Source organism: Solibacillus sp. FSL R5-0691, from assembly GCF_037974225.1.
Taxonomy (GTDB): Bacteria; Bacillota; Bacilli; order Bacillales_A; family Planococcaceae; genus Solibacillus.
In genome coordinates this window covers 890637-907963 of sequence record NZ_CP150231.1, presented here as the reverse complement: position 1 = coordinate 907963, position 17327 = coordinate 890637, and the positions used below count along the sequence as shown (strand labels likewise).

General features: G+C 41.2%; 14 protein-coding genes. All 14 read right to left on the bottom strand.

The window, feature by feature from the left end:
• Nucleotides 1-15: 15 nt before the first annotated feature.
• On the bottom strand, nt 16-1845 hold the full coding sequence (gene opp4A / locus MKY51_RS04335; RefSeq protein ID WP_339175492.1) for an oligopeptide ABC transporter substrate-binding protein: 1830 nt from the start codon (nt 1843-1845) through the stop codon (nt 16-18).
• 17 nt (nt 1846-1862) lie between these two features.
• Entirely contained in the window at nt 1863-2777 is a 915-nt protein-coding gene (locus MKY51_RS04330; RefSeq protein WP_339175491.1) for an ABC transporter permease, read from the bottom strand.
• A gap of 36 nt (nt 2778-2813) precedes the next feature.
• A complete protein-coding gene (gene opp4B, locus MKY51_RS04325) occupies nt 2814-3776 on the bottom strand; it encodes an oligopeptide ABC transporter permease (RefSeq protein ID WP_339175490.1) in 963 nt (320 codons plus the stop codon).
• 1 nt (nt 3777) lies between these two features.
• Nucleotides 3778-4725 (bottom strand): ATP-binding cassette domain-containing protein, encoded by a 948-nt coding sequence (locus tag MKY51_RS04320; RefSeq protein WP_339175489.1) that lies wholly within the window; start codon nt 4723-4725, stop codon nt 3778-3780.
• Nucleotides 4722-5732: an ABC transporter ATP-binding protein gene (locus MKY51_RS04315; protein WP_339175488.1), complete on the bottom strand. Its 1011-nt coding sequence runs from the start codon at nt 5730-5732 to the stop codon at nt 4722-4724. The genes MKY51_RS04320 and MKY51_RS04315 overlap by 4 nt, the downstream gene beginning before the upstream one ends.
• A gap of 576 nt (nt 5733-6308) precedes the next feature.
• Nucleotides 6309-6941: an orotate phosphoribosyltransferase gene (gene pyrE / locus MKY51_RS04310; RefSeq protein ID WP_339175487.1), complete on the bottom strand. Its 633-nt coding sequence runs from the start codon at nt 6939-6941 to the stop codon at nt 6309-6311.
• 1 nt (nt 6942) lies between these two features.
• On the bottom strand, nt 6943-7650 hold the full coding sequence (gene pyrF, locus MKY51_RS04305) for an orotidine-5'-phosphate decarboxylase (RefSeq protein WP_339175485.1): 708 nt from the start codon (nt 7648-7650) through the stop codon (nt 6943-6945).
• 1 nt (nt 7651) lies between these two features.
• Nucleotides 7652-8563, bottom strand: a complete 912-nt coding sequence (locus tag MKY51_RS04300) for a dihydroorotate dehydrogenase (protein WP_339175483.1) — start codon at nt 8561-8563, stop codon at nt 7652-7654.
• Nucleotides 8560-9333, bottom strand: a complete 774-nt coding sequence (locus tag MKY51_RS04295; RefSeq protein ID WP_339175481.1) for a dihydroorotate dehydrogenase electron transfer subunit — start codon at nt 9331-9333, stop codon at nt 8560-8562. Before MKY51_RS04295 ends, MKY51_RS04300 begins: the two co-directional genes overlap by 4 nt.
• A gap of 1 nt (nt 9334) precedes the next feature.
• Nucleotides 9335-12532: a carbamoyl-phosphate synthase large subunit gene (gene carB / locus MKY51_RS04290; RefSeq protein ID WP_339175480.1), complete on the bottom strand. Its 3198-nt coding sequence runs from the start codon at nt 12530-12532 to the stop codon at nt 9335-9337.
• A complete protein-coding gene (locus MKY51_RS04285; RefSeq protein ID WP_339175479.1) occupies nt 12525-13625 on the bottom strand; it encodes a carbamoyl phosphate synthase small subunit in 1101 nt (366 codons plus the stop codon). The genes carB and MKY51_RS04285 overlap by 8 nt, the downstream gene beginning before the upstream one ends.
• On the bottom strand, nt 13625-14899 hold the full coding sequence (locus tag MKY51_RS04280; RefSeq protein WP_339175478.1) for a dihydroorotase: 1275 nt from the start codon (nt 14897-14899) through the stop codon (nt 13625-13627). The genes MKY51_RS04285 and MKY51_RS04280 overlap by 1 nt, the downstream gene beginning before the upstream one ends.
• Nucleotides 14862-15779: an aspartate carbamoyltransferase catalytic subunit gene (locus tag MKY51_RS04275; RefSeq protein WP_339175477.1), complete on the bottom strand. Its 918-nt coding sequence runs from the start codon at nt 15777-15779 to the stop codon at nt 14862-14864. Before MKY51_RS04275 ends, MKY51_RS04280 begins: the two co-directional genes overlap by 38 nt.
• A gap of 247 nt (nt 15780-16026) precedes the next feature.
• Nucleotides 16027-17325, bottom strand: coding sequence for a solute carrier family 23 protein (locus MKY51_RS04270; protein WP_339175476.1), 1299 nt, complete (start codon nt 17323-17325; stop codon nt 16027-16029).
• Nucleotides 17326-17327: the final 2 nt, after the last annotated feature.

Genomic DNA, 17327 nt, shown 5'->3' with positions numbered 1-17327 from the left:
TTTTGTTGTTACTGATTATTTAATTGGTGCATCAGCAGTTAATTCAATTTCATGTAATTCAGTTGGATTACCATAGTCAACATTGTAGTTTTTCACACGTTTGTTAACTGGAATGATTTCTGTACGGAAGTATGTTGGAATTGTTGTTGCTTGTTCGAACATGTACTCTTCCCACTTACGGAATGCATCCGCACGGTAATCTGCGTCAACCGCTTCTTTAGAGTCGATATCAGCTAATAATTTTTGTAATTCAGGTGTTACGAAACGGCTGTAGTTGAATGAAGCACCTTCACCGTATAAGCCAAGTGGAGATGGGTTTGTACCAGTACCCCATGCAGCCATGAACATATCGATTTCAGGATCATCAGCTTGTACTTTATCATAGAAGCTGTTGAACTCGATTAAACGGCCAGTTGTTAACTGTACATCTAAACCAACATCTTTCCAGTTTTGACGGAAGTATTCAACGATCGCTTCATCAGTGTCAGAACCTGACATACCTGCCATACGGATTTCGAATTTTTCACCGTTTTTATCTTCACGGATACCATCGCCATCAACGTCTTTGTATCCAGCTTCATCTAATAATGCTTTCGCTTTTTCAGGATCATAGTTGAATCCTTCTAAAGAGTTGTCATGGAATGAAGCGAATGCTGGCGGAATTAATGATGTTGCACGTGAACGTAAGCCTTGGTAGAAACGCTCTGTTACTTGCTCGATATCCATTGCGTAAGCAACAGCTTTACGTAAGTCAGCATCATTCATTTTTGCATTTTCATCTGTAACGTTTACACTTGCAGTTGCATCCCATTTACCAAGCTTGAAGCCAAGGTAAGAGTATGCTAACTCAGGACGAGCTAATACTGTTAAGTTTTCAAGATCTTTTACGCCATCATATTGGTTTGTAGGGTATGAAGACGCCATGTCATATTTACCTGTACGTAATGCTTCACCGATAGAAGATGAAGGAACTACTTGTAATACTACTTTGTCTAGTTTTGGTTTACCTTTCCAGTAGTTCTCGTTCGCTACGAACTGAACAGATTCACCGTCAACTAATTTATCTAATTTAAATGGTCCTAAAGTTACAGGAGATTTACGTACTGCATCAGAAGAGATTAAGTCCTTAACAGGAATATCCTTCAATACGTGCTTAGGTACTGCATAACCCCATAAACCGTCACCTAAAGAGTAGATAGCTGGAGAAACTTTAGTCATTGAAATTTCAATTGTTTTGTCATCAATCTTTTTAATACCAGAGATTGAATCCGCTGTACCTGCTTTATATTCAGCAGCACCGATAATGTTTTTGAAGTCATCATCATAACGGATACCTGTATAATCAGGGTGACCGATAATTTCGTAAGCATAAATGATATCGTCAGCAGTCATTGGTTGACCATCAGACCATTTTACTTCGTCAGGTTGGATAGTGATTGTTACTTTGTTGTTATCTGCGTCAACATCTAACTTCGCAATCCCTTCATCCGTTACAAGGAAGTCACCGTCTGTATCGAAAATAGAGTTTGTCATGAAGTCTAAAATATCTGCATCATAACCATCTTCATATAATTCATATGAGAATACACCTTGGAAAGGAGAATCTGTTACTAAAGCGAATTGTAAAGTACCGCCTTCGATTGCATCTCCATCATTTGTAACTTCTGATGGTAATGTTGGAGATTCCGCAGTAGTAGAACCACCGTCATTTGTATTTTCTTCTGTTTGATTACCATCTTTTTCAGCTGGTTTTTCAGTAGACGTTTCGTCATCTCCTCCACAAGCTGCTAATACTAATGCCGTAGCAAATACTGATGACAGCATTAAACCTTTCTTTTTCTTCATCTGTTTTTCCTCCCTTATTATCCTAAACGTTGTTTTGCGTCAGCAGAGCGTCGTAACGCTTGACCAACGTAATTTATACCAAGCATCATTACTAAGATTAATATTGATGCAGGCAACCATACCCACCATTTACTCGATAAAATTATCGGGTTCATAGCATAACTTACTAAAGTTCCTAAACTTGGTGTTGACGGTGGTAAACCGAAACCTAAGAATGAAAGACCTGTTTCGATCCCAACATTCCCTGCAAAGCTTAATGTCACTTCGACAATAAGCAGTGAGCTTAAGTTTGGCAATAAACCTTTAAACATGATCGCGAAATCACTTGTACCCATTGTTTTAGAGGCACTAATGTAATCGCGTCGTGCTTCAGATAGCGCTTTGGAACGCACAAGTCTGGCCGTCGACATCCATTGAAATGCTGCAATAATTAAGATTAAATCTACTATTCCGTATGATGGAATGATTGTTACGACTACGATGATAATCATTGTAGTTGGTAGAGTGATAAAGAAATCAATAATACGCATGAAGAAATTATCGATGAAACCACCGTAATATCCCATAATAATACCAAGACCGATACCGACTACGTTTGCGATAATTGTGATCGCAATGGCAATCAGGATAGAGTTTTTCGCGCCAATGATTAGCTGGCCGAACATATCACGTCCGGCTTCATCGGCCCCAAGGATATATCCTCGGACACCTGGTTCAGTGAAACGCTCCAATAATTGGATTTTCATTACTTCCGTTTGATCAATAGTGAAGAATGCCATAATCATAATCGCGATCATTAGCAGGATACTTCCTATTAATGAGAACATTGCTAATTTATCTTTTTTAAACTCTCGCCATATTACTTGAATACCAGTTGGTGGAGAGCTTTGAGATTCTAATTTTTCTACTGTCTGTTCATTTTTGTTTTCCATGATTAAAATCACCTCTCCTTAGTCATTATTAATTGATTAGTCTATGCGAATTCGCGGATCCACTATACTTAAGATAATATCGGATAATAGACTACCTAATAATGCTAAGAAGCCATATAACATTACTAATGCCGTTATTACACTGTAGTCACGACTTGAAATGGACTCGACAAATAATTTACCCATTCCAGGATAAGCGAATACAGTTTCAATGAAAATTGATCCACCAAGTAAACCGGTAATTGTGAATCCTAAGAACGCTGCAATCGGTAACAGAGAGTTACGGAAGATATGACGGGAATACACTTTTTTCATCGGTATCCCTTTACTGCGTGCTGTTTTAACATAATCCATTGTTTTTGCATCAATAATTTCCGAACGTAAATATTGAATAACACCTGTCGTACCTAGCAGTGCATAGCTGGCTGCCGGTAACAGTAAATGGTAGAATTTACTCCAATAATAACTCCAGGTTCCCGGATCCATTCCTATTTCCACCGTACCACTTGTCGGGAACCACATAAGCCGGTAACCAAACACGAATACAAAAATTAAATACAGTACGAATGCAGGAATTGCATATGAGATAAAGCTGTAAAGTACAATCGATTTATCCAAGAATGAATCGTGGTAACGTCCAGCCAAAACCCCTAGAGGAATTGCCAGCACATAAAGGAAGAATACACTCAGCAATGAAAGTAATAATGTATTCATTGCGCGGTCACCAATAATATCTGCAACCGGCTTTTTAAATGTATAACTCTGACCGAAGTCACCTTGTGCTGCATTTGCAATCCAGTTGTAGTATTGTACATACCATGGATCATAGAAACCTGATTTAACACGTAATTCTTCAATTACACTCGGATCTGTTTCCGGTGTAATTAAACCTGTAAATGGATCACCAGGCATTTGTTTCGCTAATATGAAAATTAGGAGACTTAAAATAAATAGCTGCGGAATCATTATTAATACACGGCGAACTATCGTTTTCCACATACTATACACGCTCCTTTTCATCTTCAGACATTGCTACTCGATGTGAGTCTGAAATCGATTTTAAAGGATATACTTTTCCATCCTTGTCATAATATTTATGTTGTTCCTGACGGTATGCTGCTTCAACTTTCTGACGCTCAACCTTACGTTCAATTCGAGTTTCAGGCTCGATATCAGGAATTGCAGAAAGCAGGCGATTTGTATAAATATGCTGCGGATTTGTGTAAATATCTTCTCGCTTACCTGTTTCTACGAATCTGCCTTTATACATGATAGAGATATGGTCACACATATGGCGAACAACACCTAAATCGTGAGAGATGAATAAATAACTAATTCCATATTGTTCCTGAATATCCTTCATAAAGTTTAAAACTTGTGCCTGAACGGATAAATCAAGTGCCGAAACCGGCTCATCCGCGATAATCATTTTTGGGTTACATGCAACTGCACGGGCAATCCCTAGACGTTGCTTTTGCCCCCCAGAGAATTCGTGCGGATATTTAAGAAGTACGTCCTCTGACATCCCTACAATTGCGAGTAGCTCATTGATACGTTTGCGCTCTTCTTGCGGAGATAACTTCAAAAAATTACGAATTGGCTCTGCTAAAATATCCAATACACGTTTACGCGGGTTCATACTTGAATGTGAATCCTGGAAAATCATCTGGATATCACGGTTATATGCTGAATCACGTTTACGGCGTGAATTTGTTACATCTTCACCTTCGTAAAGAATACGGCCTGATGTAATTTTCTCCAGTCCGATAATTGCTTTACCGGTTGTCGATTTACCTGAGCCTGATTCACCTACAAGACCGTAAGTTTTTCCACGCTCAAATTCCATCGTTACACCATCTACTGCATAAACATGATCAACTATTGTGTTAAAAAATCCACCTCGGATCGGATAGTGAACTTTTAAATCTTCTACTTGCATGAAACTCATTGATTTACGCTCCCTTCCTCATCCTCAAAATGGAATTCTTTCCAGCAAGTACAGCGTACAAGATGGCCAGGAGCAACTTCATGAAGCTGTGGGTTTTCTTCATGTGCTGATTGCGGAATCCAAGGAATACGTGATGAGAAACGGCAGCCTTGGCGAGGTAACTTCATTAAAGAAGGAACCATTCCTTGAATTATTTCTAATTTTTCTTCCTCACTGTTTGTTTGAGGAATTGATTTTAATAATGATCTTGTGTATGGATGCTTCGGATTTCTGAATAGCTCTACAACCGGCGCTTCCTCTATTACTTCACCGGCATACATTACAGCTACACGGTCTGCTACTTCAGCAACAACACCTAAGTCATGCGTAATTAAAATAATGCCTGATTGAATTTCATCTTGCAGTGACTTTAATAAGTCTAAAATTTGTGCTTGGATTGTAACATCAAGTGCTGTTGTCGGTTCGTCCGCAATAATGATTGCAGGCTTTCCTGATAATGCAATCGCGATCATAACACGCTGACGCATACCACCCGATAACTGATGCGGGAATTGTTGTGCAACACGCTGCATATTCGGAATCCCTACTTGATCCAGTAATTCAATAACTCGTTTTTGACGTTGTTCTTTAGTTAATTTCGTATGATAAATTAACCCTTCCTCAATTTGCTCACCGATACGCATTAATGGGTTTAATGCAGAAAGTGGATCTTGGAAAATGAACCCGATGTCATTTCCTCTTAACTTATTAAACTGATCATCTGTCAATTTAACTAAGTTTTGATTGTTGTAAAGAATTTCCCCTTCAACTTTTGTAGTAACAGAATTGTGCAACCCGACTACTGATGTTGCCAAAGTACTTTTCCCGCAACCTGATTCACCAACAATTGCTAAAATCTCATTTTTGCGAAGCGTTAACGAAACATTGTCTACAGCTGGGTAGTATGTATCTTTAATTCGGAAACTCGTACGTAAATTTCGGATTTCTAATAATTCATTCGTAGACATTAAATAACCGCTCCTTTCTTCTTAAACATACAATCGACTCTGCTAAACTCGCTCTATATTAAATTTTTCCAAATAGATTAAAATACCCTTATCGAAAAAATTTAAACCTTGCTAATACTCAGTCTTTTTAAAATATTAACGTTTTGTTAATTTTTTGTACTACTTCGTAAATTATCCATAAAATATATTTGCATGTCAATTATTAAACTTTCTAACTATTCTAATTTAACATTTTAAATTTATCAATAGCAAACTATTCTTTTAAATTTAAATTTTCCGATAATTACACTCAAAAATTAACGCTTAGTGATTATAATTATGTCTTTTCAACATAAAAACATCTAGAAATACTTTTTTATGTAGTTTAATAAAATTCACTCTCATTAAACTTCAATATTAAAAAAACTGATAATTTGCATATTGGAATTATATAACTATAACAAAAACGTGTAAAGTATATTTTTGATAACTTCACACGTTTTTGAATATTTTTAATATTTTTTTATTTTATAAAAGCCCGAATGACGCGACTAAAAACCCGTGAAAGCCGATTCTCCCACGGATTAAAGTTTTACTTTATTTTAATTTTCCCGCTTTTAAGTCTTGATGCCAATTTTTCAGGAAAGGAATATCCTGTTCCTGAATTGCAGATGCTTCTTTTGCTGCGTCGATTAAGTAGTCGAAATTTGTCAATGAAACAAATTTAACGCCAGCTTCATTAAACACCTGATCCGCTTTAGGCAAATTATATGTATATACACATACGACCCCTAACACTTCGCATCCTGCATTGCGTAATGCTTCAACGGCTGTAATGGACGAACCTCCTGTTGAGATAATATCCTCAATGACAACGACCTTTTGACCTTTTGCATATTTACCTTCAATCTGGTTTCCACGCCCGTGCTCTTTCGCTTTTGAACGCACATATACCATCGGCAACTGCATAATATCCGCAACCCACGCAGCATGGGGAATTCCAGCTGTAGCTGTTCCTGCCACTACTTCACAGTCTGAAAAATGCTCCTTGATTAATGATGACAGTCCATTGGCAAGCTGTTTTCGAATAACTGGATCCGAAATTGTTAAACGTGTATCACAATAAATCGGTGACTTAATTCCTGAAGCCCATGTAAATAAATCGGTTGGATTTAATTCCACCGCTCCTACTTTCAGCATTGCATGGGCAATTTCATTTTGTAATGTCATTTTAGTTAGCCTCCCATAAGTTACAAACTTCTTGATACGCTTTTACCGGATTGACGGCACCTGTAATGGCACGGCCTACAACAATCAGTGATGAGCCGTCCTTTTTCGCTCCATCAGGGGTTGCGATACGCTGCTGATCATGCGCTTCCCCACCAAGCATACGAATACCCGGTGTCACCCGTAAAAAGTCATCTCCGCATGCTTCACGGATTGCCTTTGCCTCATGAACAGAGCAGACTACGCCCTGGAGGCCCGCTTGTTTTGTCAGCTGTGCATAGTGTAAAACGGATTCTTTTAAAGATAGGGCAATTTTCTGCTCATCTTGCATTTGCTGTTCTGTCGTCGACGTCAGTTGTGTGACAGCAATTAATGCAGCTCTTTTAGCTCCGGCTGGTGTACCGGCCTCCAAACCTTCCAATGCACCTTCCATCATCTTAAGGCCACCTGCTGCATGCACATTCACTAAATCCACACCAAGCCCTGCTAAACCCTTCATCGCCGATTTCACCGTGTTCGGGATGTCATGAAGCTTTAAATCTAAAAATATATCATGTCCTTGATCTTTTACTTTACGTACAATACTAGGGCCTTCCTGCATATACAGTTCCATTCCGATTTTAACGAAAAGTTTCTCTTCGAATTGCCCTAAAAAGCCTATAACTTCTTTTTCACCGGGGAAATCTAATGCAATAATAGGTTTTGTATTCATATTAACGGTGGCTCCTTCCGATAAGTTCAGATATATGGTTCACATTTAACGTGTCCAGCAAGTCCGGTAATTCTTCAATAATGGTCGGGCATACGAAATGATCTACAAAGTTTGCTGTCCCGACTGCTACAGCCGATGCACCGGCAGAAATGAAGTCGATTACATCCTGTGCACACGTAACCCCGCCCATACCGATAATGGGAATGTTCACCGCTTTATACACGTCATACACCATACGTATAGCTACCGGTTTAATGGCTGGACCTGATAAGCCACCTGTCCCGTTTGCAATGACAGGTTTTCCAGTACGCTCGTCCAAACGCATTCCCACAAGAGTATTAATCATTGTGATGCCGTCCGCTCCACCTGCTTCAACCGCTTTGGCAATGTCTACAATATTTGTCACGTTCGGAGAGAGTTTCACATAGACAGGGACACTTGAAACCGCCTTTACAGCCGCAGTCAACTGTCCAGCTGTTTCCGGATCTGTCCCGAATTGAATTCCGCCGCACTTTACATTCGGACAAGAAATATTTAATTCTAACGCTTTCACATTAGTGGCCTTTGAAATACGCTCTGCCACTTCCACATAATCCGCAACTTCCGTGCCGGCAACATTGGCAATAACCGGAACATCATAGCCTTCCAAAAACTTCAGCTCTTCTGCCATTACCTTTTCAATCCCCGGATTTTGCAGGCCGATCGCATTTAGCATTCCGGCCGATGTTTCGGCAACACGCGGTGTCGGATTTCCTTTACGCGTTTCCACCGTTGTTGCTTTGATCATGATGGCCCCAAGCTTTGATAAGTCATAAAGCTGGGCGTATTCGCGTCCAAAGCCAAAGCAGCCTGACGCGGGCATAATCGGGTTTTTCAATTCCAAACCTGGCAATTGCAAGTTTAAACGGCTCATAGTGCCACAACTCCTTTCGGGAAAACTGGCCCGTCCGAGCACACTTTCACATAATCTTTTCCGTATCCTTCTGTCGTATCGCATACACATGCAAAGCATGCTCCGATACCACAGCCCATCCGTTCCTCAAAAGATAAGTACCCTTCTTTTTCCGGGTAATAGCCTTCCAAAGCACGAAGCATCGGCAATGGCCCACATGAATAAAACAGATCGAATTCAGGCTTCACTTCATCAAATACTGTTGTAACAAACCCTTTCGTTCCTTTCGACCCGTCAACTGTTGCATAATACGTATCGCCCAGAGCATTGAACTGTTCCTCGTAGAAGCATACATCCTCTGATTGGAAACCTAGAACATGAATTGTTTTCACGCCGCGCGCATTCAGTTGTTTCGCTAATTCATGAAGTGGCGGGACACCAATTCCTCCTCCAACTAAAAGCGCTGTCTGGCCTGGTTTTGCCGCTTCAACAGGAAACCCGTTCCCTAACGGACCTAAAACATCCACGATTTCATTTTCACGGTTTGTTGCCAGAAATTTTGTGCCACGACCTTCAGCACGGTAAATCATCGTAAATTCATTTTTTTCCTTATCTACATTGGCAATACTGATTGGTCGACGCAACAACGGTTCGAATGTATTAGACACCTTTACATGAACAAACTGGCCAGGCGACATGTCCTGAACCAGTTGTCCTTGTAGTGTCAATTCGAAAATGTTTGTCGCAATTTGCTTTTGTGCTACAACTGTCATTTTCTCTTGACGAATCATTTTAGTGTACAACCTCCGCTTTCGGCATTTCTTCTGCTGTAAATGTCATTGACTCAATTACACGCAGCATTGCTTCTGCTGTATCCAGTGAAGTTAGGCATGGTACGCCGTTTTCAACTGATTCACGACGAATACGGAAGCCGTCGCGTGCAGGCTGTTTCCCTTTTGTTAATGTATTGACAACTAATTGGGCTTCACCGTTTTGAATCATGTCAATCAATGTTTTGCCTTTACCGCCGATTTTTTCAACAACGTCTGTCTTAATACCATTTGCTTCAAATGTTTTTGCTGTACCTTCTGTTGCAACGATGCGGTAGCCGACCGTTGAGAAGCGTTTCGCCAGGCTGATCGCTTCCTGCTTATCTTTATCCGATACAGTGAACAGGATGGTACCATGTGTTTTAATTTCCATACCCGCTGCTACGAAGCCTTTATATAATGCTTTTTCGTATGTTGCATCTTTCCCCATTACTTCCCCTGTGGATTTCATTTCAGGTCCTAATGTAATGTCGACACGGCGTAATTTCGCGAATGAGAATACCGGTACTTTTACGAATACACCTTGCTGTTCTTTTGCAAGTCCAGTTGGGTAGCCTTGTTCAATGATCGATTGACCAAGAATTGCTTTTGTAGCGATATTTGCCATTGGAATGTTTGTAATTTTACTTAAAAACGGTACAGTACGGCTTGAGCGAGGATTTACTTCGATTACGTAAATTTCACCTTCGCTCATTACATATTGGATATTCATTAAACCGACAATGCCAAGACCTTTTGCAAGGCGAGTCGTATAGTCTACTAATGTTTCTTTCTGAGCATCCGTTAATTTTTGTGGAGGATATACACTGATCGAGTCACCTGAGTGTACCCCTGCGCGCTCAATATGCTCCATGATTCCCGGAATCAGCACATTCTCCCCATCACAGATGGCATCAACTTCAATTTCCTGTCCTGTTAAATAACGGTCTACCAATACAGGGTGATCCGGTGATGCTTCTACCGCATTTTCCATATAGTGAGCAAGCTCTTCCATGTTATAAACAATTTCCATTGCACGTCCGCCAAGTACATACGATGGGCGAACTAATACAGGGAAACCTAAACCTTCCGCAATTTTCATTGCACCTTCAGCAGATGTGGCTGTATCGCCAGGAGGCTGCGGAATTTTCAGTTCTTGTAATGCCGCTTCGAATTTATTGCGGTTTTCCGCACGGTCAATGTCTTCAAGCGTCGTTCCTAAAATTTTCACGCCGTTCGCTTCCAGCTTATCCGCTAAATTGATCGCCGTTTGCCCGCCGAACTGTACAACTACACCGATCGGCTGCTCCAGATCGATAATGTGCATAACATCTTCAATTGTTAATGGCTCAAAGTATAATTTATCCGAAATCGAGAAGTCAGTCGAAACCGTTTCTGGATTCGAGTTAATGATGATCGCTTCATAGCCCGCTTCTTGAATCGCCCATACAGAGTGAACTGTTGCGTAGTCGAACTCTACCCCTTGACCGATACGGATCGGACCTGAGCCAAGTACGACAACAGATGGTTTGTCAGTGCGGATGGACTCGTTTTCCTCCTCGTATGTTCCGTAGAAGTATGGTGTATTCGATTCGAATTCTGCAGCACATGTATCAACCATTTTATATACTGGAATAATACCATGCTCTTTACGGAATTCATAAACCGCCTGCTCTTTCATTTCCCAAAGCTGTGCAATTTTTTTATCCGCAAAGCCTAGACGTTTCGCTGTACGTAAAATCTCTTTATTGCCTTTGTTTTCTGCCAATGTCGTTTCCATATCCACAATCTTTTTCAGCTTTGTTAAGAAGAACAGATCAATTGCAGACCATTCATGGATTTTTTCTACTGTTACGCCTCGGCGCAATGCTTCACCGATAAAGAACAGACGCTCATCCCCTGCTTTTTTAATACGCTTTTCAATCCATGAATCGGTTAGATCTTCCGCATGTTTCATTTCAATATGCACATGGCCCGTTTCCAATGAACGGACTGCCTTTAAGATCGCTTCTTCAAATGTACGACCAAGTGCCATTACTTCCCCAGTCGCTTTCATTTGTGTACCTAGGTTACGTTTTGCCGATTCGAACTTATCAAATGGCCAGCGTGGAATTTTAGCGACAATGTAGTCCAGTGCCGGCTCGAAGCATGCGAATGTTGAACCTGTAACAGGGTTTTTAATTTCATCCAGTGTAAGACCTACTGCAATTTTTGCTGCTAGCTTCGCGATCGGATAGCCTGTCGCTTTTGATGCTAATGCAGATGAACGTGATACACGCGGGTTTACTTCAATTACATAGTACTGGAATGAGTAAGGATCTAATGCCAGCTGAACGTTACAGCCACCTTCGATTTTCAGTGCGCGAATAATATCGAGTGAAATATTGCGCAGCATTTGGTTTTCACGATCCGATAATGTTTGTGTTGGCGCTACAACGATTGAGTCACCAGTGTGAATTCCTACCGGGTCAAAGTTTTCCATATTACATACAACGATTGCATTATCCGCCGCATCACGCATTACTTCGTATTCAATCTCTTTAAAGCCAGCGATTGATTTTTCCAGTAAACATTGTGTTACAGGCGAGTATTTTAAACCAGACGTTACAATTTCCTGTAAGTCCTGATCGTTATAGCAAATTCCGCCGCCTGTTCCGCCGAGTGTAAATGCCGGACGGACGATTACCGGATAACCGATTTTTGCAACGAACGCTTTTGCTTCTTCCATGTTATGAATAATATCTGACTCCGGAACCGGTGCACCAAGTTCATACATTAAGTTACGGAACAAGTCACGGTCTTCGGCTTTATGAATCGCATCCAGTTTCGTACCTAAGATTTCGATTCCCAGTTCATCTAAGATGCCGGACTCATCAAGTTCGATTGCCATATTTAATCCTGTTTGCCCACCTAATGTAGATAGAATGGCATCCGGACGCTCTTTACGTAAAATACGTGATACAAATTCAAGGCTGATTGGCTCGATGTATACTTTATCTGCGATTTCAGTATCCGTCATAATTGTTGCCGGGTTCGAGTTGATTAAAATAACTTTATAACCCTCTTCTTTTAATGATAGACAAGCTTGTGTCCCTGCATAGTCAAATTCCGCTGCTTGACCGATTACGATCGGACCTGAGCCGATTACTAAAATTGTATTTATATCTGTACGTTTAGGCATATTGGTTCTCCTTTGCTGCTTCGATTTCCATCATTTCGATAAATTCATCAAATAGGTAGTTTGAATCTTCAGGACCTGGTGATGCTTCCGGGTGATACTGCACCGTGAAGATCGGATATTTCTTATGGCGTACCCCTTCACATGTTCCATCATTTAAAGCGACATGCGTTAACTCCAGATCAGTGTCTTTTAATGACTCGATGTCAATTGCATAGCCATGGTTTTGGCTCGTTAAATCCGTACGACCCGTACGCAGATTTTTTACCGGGTGATTTCCGCCTCGGTGACCGAATGGCAATTTGAACGATTTCGCGCCACAAGCTAGTGAAAACAGCTGATGCCCTAGACAAATACCGAAGATTGGCACTTTTCCGATTAGTCCTTTAATCGTTTCGATTCCTTCTGTTACATCTTCCGGGTTCCCTGGACCATTTGAAAGCATGATACCATCCGGATGCATTGCTAAAATTTGTTCGGCAGTTGTATTGTAAGGTACGACAAGTACATCACAGTCACGTTTGTTCAGTTCGCGTAAAATGCCGTGTTTCATTCCAAAATCAATCAGCACAACACGTTTTCCGCGTCCTGGTGAAGGGTATGCCGCTTTTGGCGATACTTCGCGGACATGATGTGTAATATAAGGTGTTTCCTGTAATTGAGCGACGATTTGTGTGATATCCACTTCAGCGTCTGCTTCCGTTAAGATTGCGCGTACAGCCCCTTTTGTACGAATAATGCGCGTTAATTTTCTTGTATCGATTCCCTCAATGCCAGGGATATTTTGTGATGCCAAGTAATCCCCTAAAGACATATCCGAGCGCCAGTTTGATGGCTGTTCTGCCAATTCACGTACGACAAAACCGCGGATTGCAGGAGTGATCGCTTCAAAGTCATCACGGTTAATGCCGTAATTTCCAACTAACGGGTATGTTAATGTAACAATTTGCCCGTAAAATGACGGATCTGAAATTGTTTCCTGATAGCCTGTCATCCCTGTTGTAAATACAACTTCTCCTTGACTTGCTTTGTCGCTTCCAAATGCAGTGCCTGTAAATACAGTGCCATCTTCTAAAATTAATAAACGCTTTTTCATTATTCTGCCTCCTGATATACAATATTGCCTTCAAACATCGTTACTACCGGCCATCCTTTTGCTGTCCATCCGTTAAATGGTGTATTGCGTCCTTTAGAAACAAAACCATCTGCATCGATTGCCTGTTCTTTATCCAAATCAATTAGTACAAGATCTGCTGATGCGCCTACTTCCAATGTTCCGTATGGAAGATCGAAAATTTGGGCTGCTTTTACACTCATCCAGTCGACTAATTGTTTTAATGTCCATTTTCCTGTCGCTACAAAATTTGTATACAACAATGGGAATGCTGTTTCAAAACCGACGATTCCAAATGGTGCCCCAACCATACCGCAGCATTTTTCCTCTTCTGTATGCGGTGCATGGTCTGTCGCGATACAGTCGATCGTACCGTCCAAAAGTGCTGCATGCAGTGAATCTTTATCGTCTGCAGCTCGTAATGGAGGATTCATCTTCCAGTTCGCATCATCTGATGGAATGTCCATTTCTTCTAATAATAAGTGGTGAGGACAAACTTCCGCAGTCACTTTAATACCTGCCGCTTTCGCATCTCTTACAGCACGTACGGATTCTTTCGTCGATACGTGGCAAACATGGTAGCGTGCACCGGCCGCTTCTGCGAGCAGTACATCACGAGCGATCTGTACTGATTCGCAAATTGAAGGAATCCCTGGTAATCCAAGTTCTTTATTGCGTTTTCCTTCATGCATAACCCCATCGTAAATAAGTGAATTATCTTCGCAGTGTGCAACAACTACCGCATCGATTTTTGCTGCCTGCTGCATTTGCTCATACATAGTCGACGCTAACTGAATACCGATCCCGTCATCCGAGAAAGCAACTGCACCTTGTTCTTTCAACTCTTGCATATTTGTACGAACTTCACCTGAAATGTCTTTCGTTAATGAACCGTATGGTAAAACCCGAATTACTGCGCTTTCTTTGATCAATCCGTTAATGAGCTGCATATTTTCTACCGAATCTGGTACCGGCTTCGTATTTGGCATCGCACAAATTGTTGTAAAACCGCCTTTTGCTGCAGATGCCGAACCTGTTGCAATCGTTTCTTTATGTTCAAAGCCAGGCTCACGTAAATGTGTATGTACATCGACAAAACCTGGTGATGCGAAATAGCCTTTACCGTCAATCAGTTTAGCGCCAGTTGGAATGTCTCCATTAATCGAAGCGATTTTGCCGTTTTCTATTACAATAGTAGATACTACTAATTCGCCTTCCTCATTGAGTAGCTTCACATTTTGTATAACTGTAGTCATATTGATCTCTTCCTTTCAAAATCGTTTCTAAAATGGCCATTCGTGTAAATACACCGTTTCGCACTTGTTCAAATATGCGGGAACGACTGCATTCAACAAGGGCATCCGCAATTTCCACATCGCGGTTCACCGGTGCCGGGTGCATAATGATAGCCCGCTCTTTCATCCGCTGTTCACGTTCAATTGTTAAGCCGTATTCTGCATGGTAGCTTTCTTTTGAAAAGTTCTTGCTTACGGAATGACGTTCATGCTGGATGCGCAGCAGCATGATGACATCGCTGTCTTCAAGTACTTCATCCCAGCTATGTGCCGCTTCAAAATTTCCTGCCCATGCCGGCGGACAAAGGAATCGGACATTCGCCCCTAATCGAGTAAGTGCTGTCGCATTTGATTTTGCGACACGGCTATGTGAAATATCTCCGACGATTGTAATATTCAAATCTTCAAATCGCCCGAACTCTTTCTGGATCGTATATAAATCCAGCAATGACTGTGAAGGATGCTGGCCAGCGCCGTCTCCTGCATTGATGACTGCACACCCGATTCCTTCTAAAAGCTCGTTATAATATTCATCTTCCTTATCCCGAATTACGACCGCATCAATGCCGATCATTTCCAATGTTTTGACTGTGTCGTACAGTGTTTCTCCTTTTGTTGTACTGGAGAATTCAGCATCAAACGGAATCACTGTACACCCTAGTCGACGCTCCGCCATTTCAAAGCTCGTTTTTGTACGTGTACTTGGCTCAAAGAAAAGGTTTGCTACATGAAAGTCACGTGGTAACACAGGTTTTTCTCCATCTTCGAAATGCTGTGCTCGATTTAAAATCATCATTATTTCTTCATTTGACAAATGTTCCATCGATAATAAGTTTTTCATGTGAGTACCTCCGCTTATATCAATTACGCCCCGGCGCAAATGCTAGCTTGATATTATTTTATTACATTATGAATATTTAATCTACTTTTTGTTTAAATATACAATATCTCGTCATAAATAAGCCTCGCTATGATCATTAGCGAGGCTTGGAGGGTGTGACAAGGTAAGGCATCATCCTTTTCGGTGATCCTTTCATGCATGTCATACCCTTCCTTGCCTCTCTGGACAATCTTTAAAAGGTATTATTTTATTCTTCTGTTTCGTAAATATCTTTTTCTGTTACTTCACGGCCCGGCAATACAAGGTTCAAGATGACACCGATAATCGATGCTAATGCCATGCCTTCAATCGCAAAGCTTTCTGTAAAGCGCATTGCTGCTCCGCCGATTCCGACTACCAGTATGACAGATGCGATGACCATGTTTCGGTTATTTCCGAAGTCCACTTTACTTTCCACTAACATACGTAAACCGCTTGCTGCGATAATCCCGAATAACAGGATTGAAATACCGCCAAGTACCGCTGTCGGAATCGTTTCAATCAGTGCCATCAGCTGACCTGAAAACGATACGATGATGGCAACGACTGCTGCTCCCATGATTACATACACTGAATATACACGTGTGATTGCTAGAACCCCGATGTTTTCGCCATATGTTGTTTTTGGCGGACCACCGATCAGTGCTGAAGCAAATGTTCCAAGTCCGTCACCTAACAGCGATCGATGTAAGCCCGGATCTTTAATATAGTTGCGGTTTACAACTTTCCCCAACACTAGCTGGTGACCGATATGTTCTGAAATCGTTACAATGACAATCGGTACCATCCCGATAAAGATGGCTCCAGTAAGTTGGAACTCATAATCTACACCAGGGATTAAGAAGTCCGGCAAAGCGAAGAACTTCGCATTTTTTACTGCCGTGAAGTCAACGATCCCGACGATGACTGAGTATATATAGCCGACTACAATTCCCATAAGAATCGGCATTGCACTTAAAATGTTTTTAAAGAATACAGTAAAAATAATCGCCGTAGCTAATGTTACTAATGCTGCCGAGAAATGAAGGCCGCTATATTCGCCGTTCACATTCATCGCCATATCTACTGCCGTGCCAGACAATCCTAATCCGATTACGATGATTACCGGTGCAACAACGATTGGCGGTAAAATATTCATCAGCCATTTGTAGCCTGTTTTCCAAATTAATAATGCTACGATTGCGTATACAACCCCGACCATCATTGCCCCGATCATTGCATTTCCCGGGTTGATGGAAACTCCTGCTTCCGTCATTCCTGCTACTATGATAATAGGAGAGATGAAGGCGAACGATGAACCTAAGTAAGCCGGTACTTTAAACTGTGTAATGAATAAAAAGATGATTGTCGCGATTCCGCTTGTTAAAAGTGCTATCGCTGGGCTTAGCCCGACTAATTTTGGTACTAAAATTGTTGATCCGAACATGGCAAACATGTGCTGGAAACTAAATGTAATCAGCTGCCCTGCTGTAGGTTTTTCATGAATATCCAATACTGCTTTCGTCATGA

What these genes read in the sequence shown, in the direction of transcription:
- opp4A (WP_339175492.1), bottom strand. Translation starts at nt 1,845, where the DNA reads ATGAAGAAAAAGAAAGGTTTAATGCTGTCATCAGTATTTGCTACGGCA.
- MKY51_RS04330 (WP_339175491.1), bottom strand. Translation starts at nt 2,777, where the DNA reads ATGGAAAACAAAAATGAACAGACAGTAGAAAAATTAGAATCTCAAAGC.
- opp4B (WP_339175490.1), bottom strand. Translation starts at nt 3,776, where the DNA reads ATGTGGAAAACGATAGTTCGCCGTGTATTAATAATGATTCCGCAGCTA.
- MKY51_RS04320 (WP_339175489.1), bottom strand. Translation starts at nt 4,725, where the DNA reads ATGAGTTTCATGCAAGTAGAAGATTTAAAAGTTCACTATCCGATCCGA.
- MKY51_RS04315 (WP_339175488.1), bottom strand. Translation starts at nt 5,732, where the DNA reads ATGTCTACGAATGAATTATTAGAAATCCGAAATTTACGTACGAGTTTC.
- pyrE (WP_339175487.1), bottom strand. Translation starts at nt 6,941, where the DNA reads ATGACATTACAAAATGAAATTGCCCATGCAATGCTGAAAGTAGGAGCG.
- pyrF (WP_339175485.1), bottom strand. Translation starts at nt 7,650, where the DNA reads ATGAATACAAAACCTATTATTGCATTAGATTTCCCCGGTGAAAAAGAA.
- MKY51_RS04300 (WP_339175483.1), bottom strand. Translation starts at nt 8,563, where the DNA reads ATGAGCCGTTTAAACTTGCAATTGCCAGGTTTGGAATTGAAAAACCCG.
- MKY51_RS04295 (WP_339175481.1), bottom strand. Translation starts at nt 9,333, where the DNA reads ATGATTCGTCAAGAGAAAATGACAGTTGTAGCACAAAAGCAAATTGCG.
- carB (WP_339175480.1), bottom strand. Translation starts at nt 12,532, where the DNA reads ATGCCTAAACGTACAGATATAAATACAATTTTAGTAATCGGCTCAGGT.
- MKY51_RS04285 (WP_339175479.1), bottom strand. Translation starts at nt 13,625, where the DNA reads ATGAAAAAGCGTTTATTAATTTTAGAAGATGGCACTGTATTTACAGGC.
- MKY51_RS04280 (WP_339175478.1), bottom strand. Translation starts at nt 14,899, where the DNA reads ATGACTACAGTTATACAAAATGTGAAGCTACTCAATGAGGAAGGCGAA.
- MKY51_RS04275 (WP_339175477.1), bottom strand. Translation starts at nt 15,779, where the DNA reads ATGAAAAACTTATTATCGATGGAACATTTGTCAAATGAAGAAATAATG.
- MKY51_RS04270 (WP_339175476.1), bottom strand. Translation starts at nt 17,325, where the DNA reads ATGACGAAAGCAGTATTGGATATTCATGAAAAACCTACAGCAGGGCAG.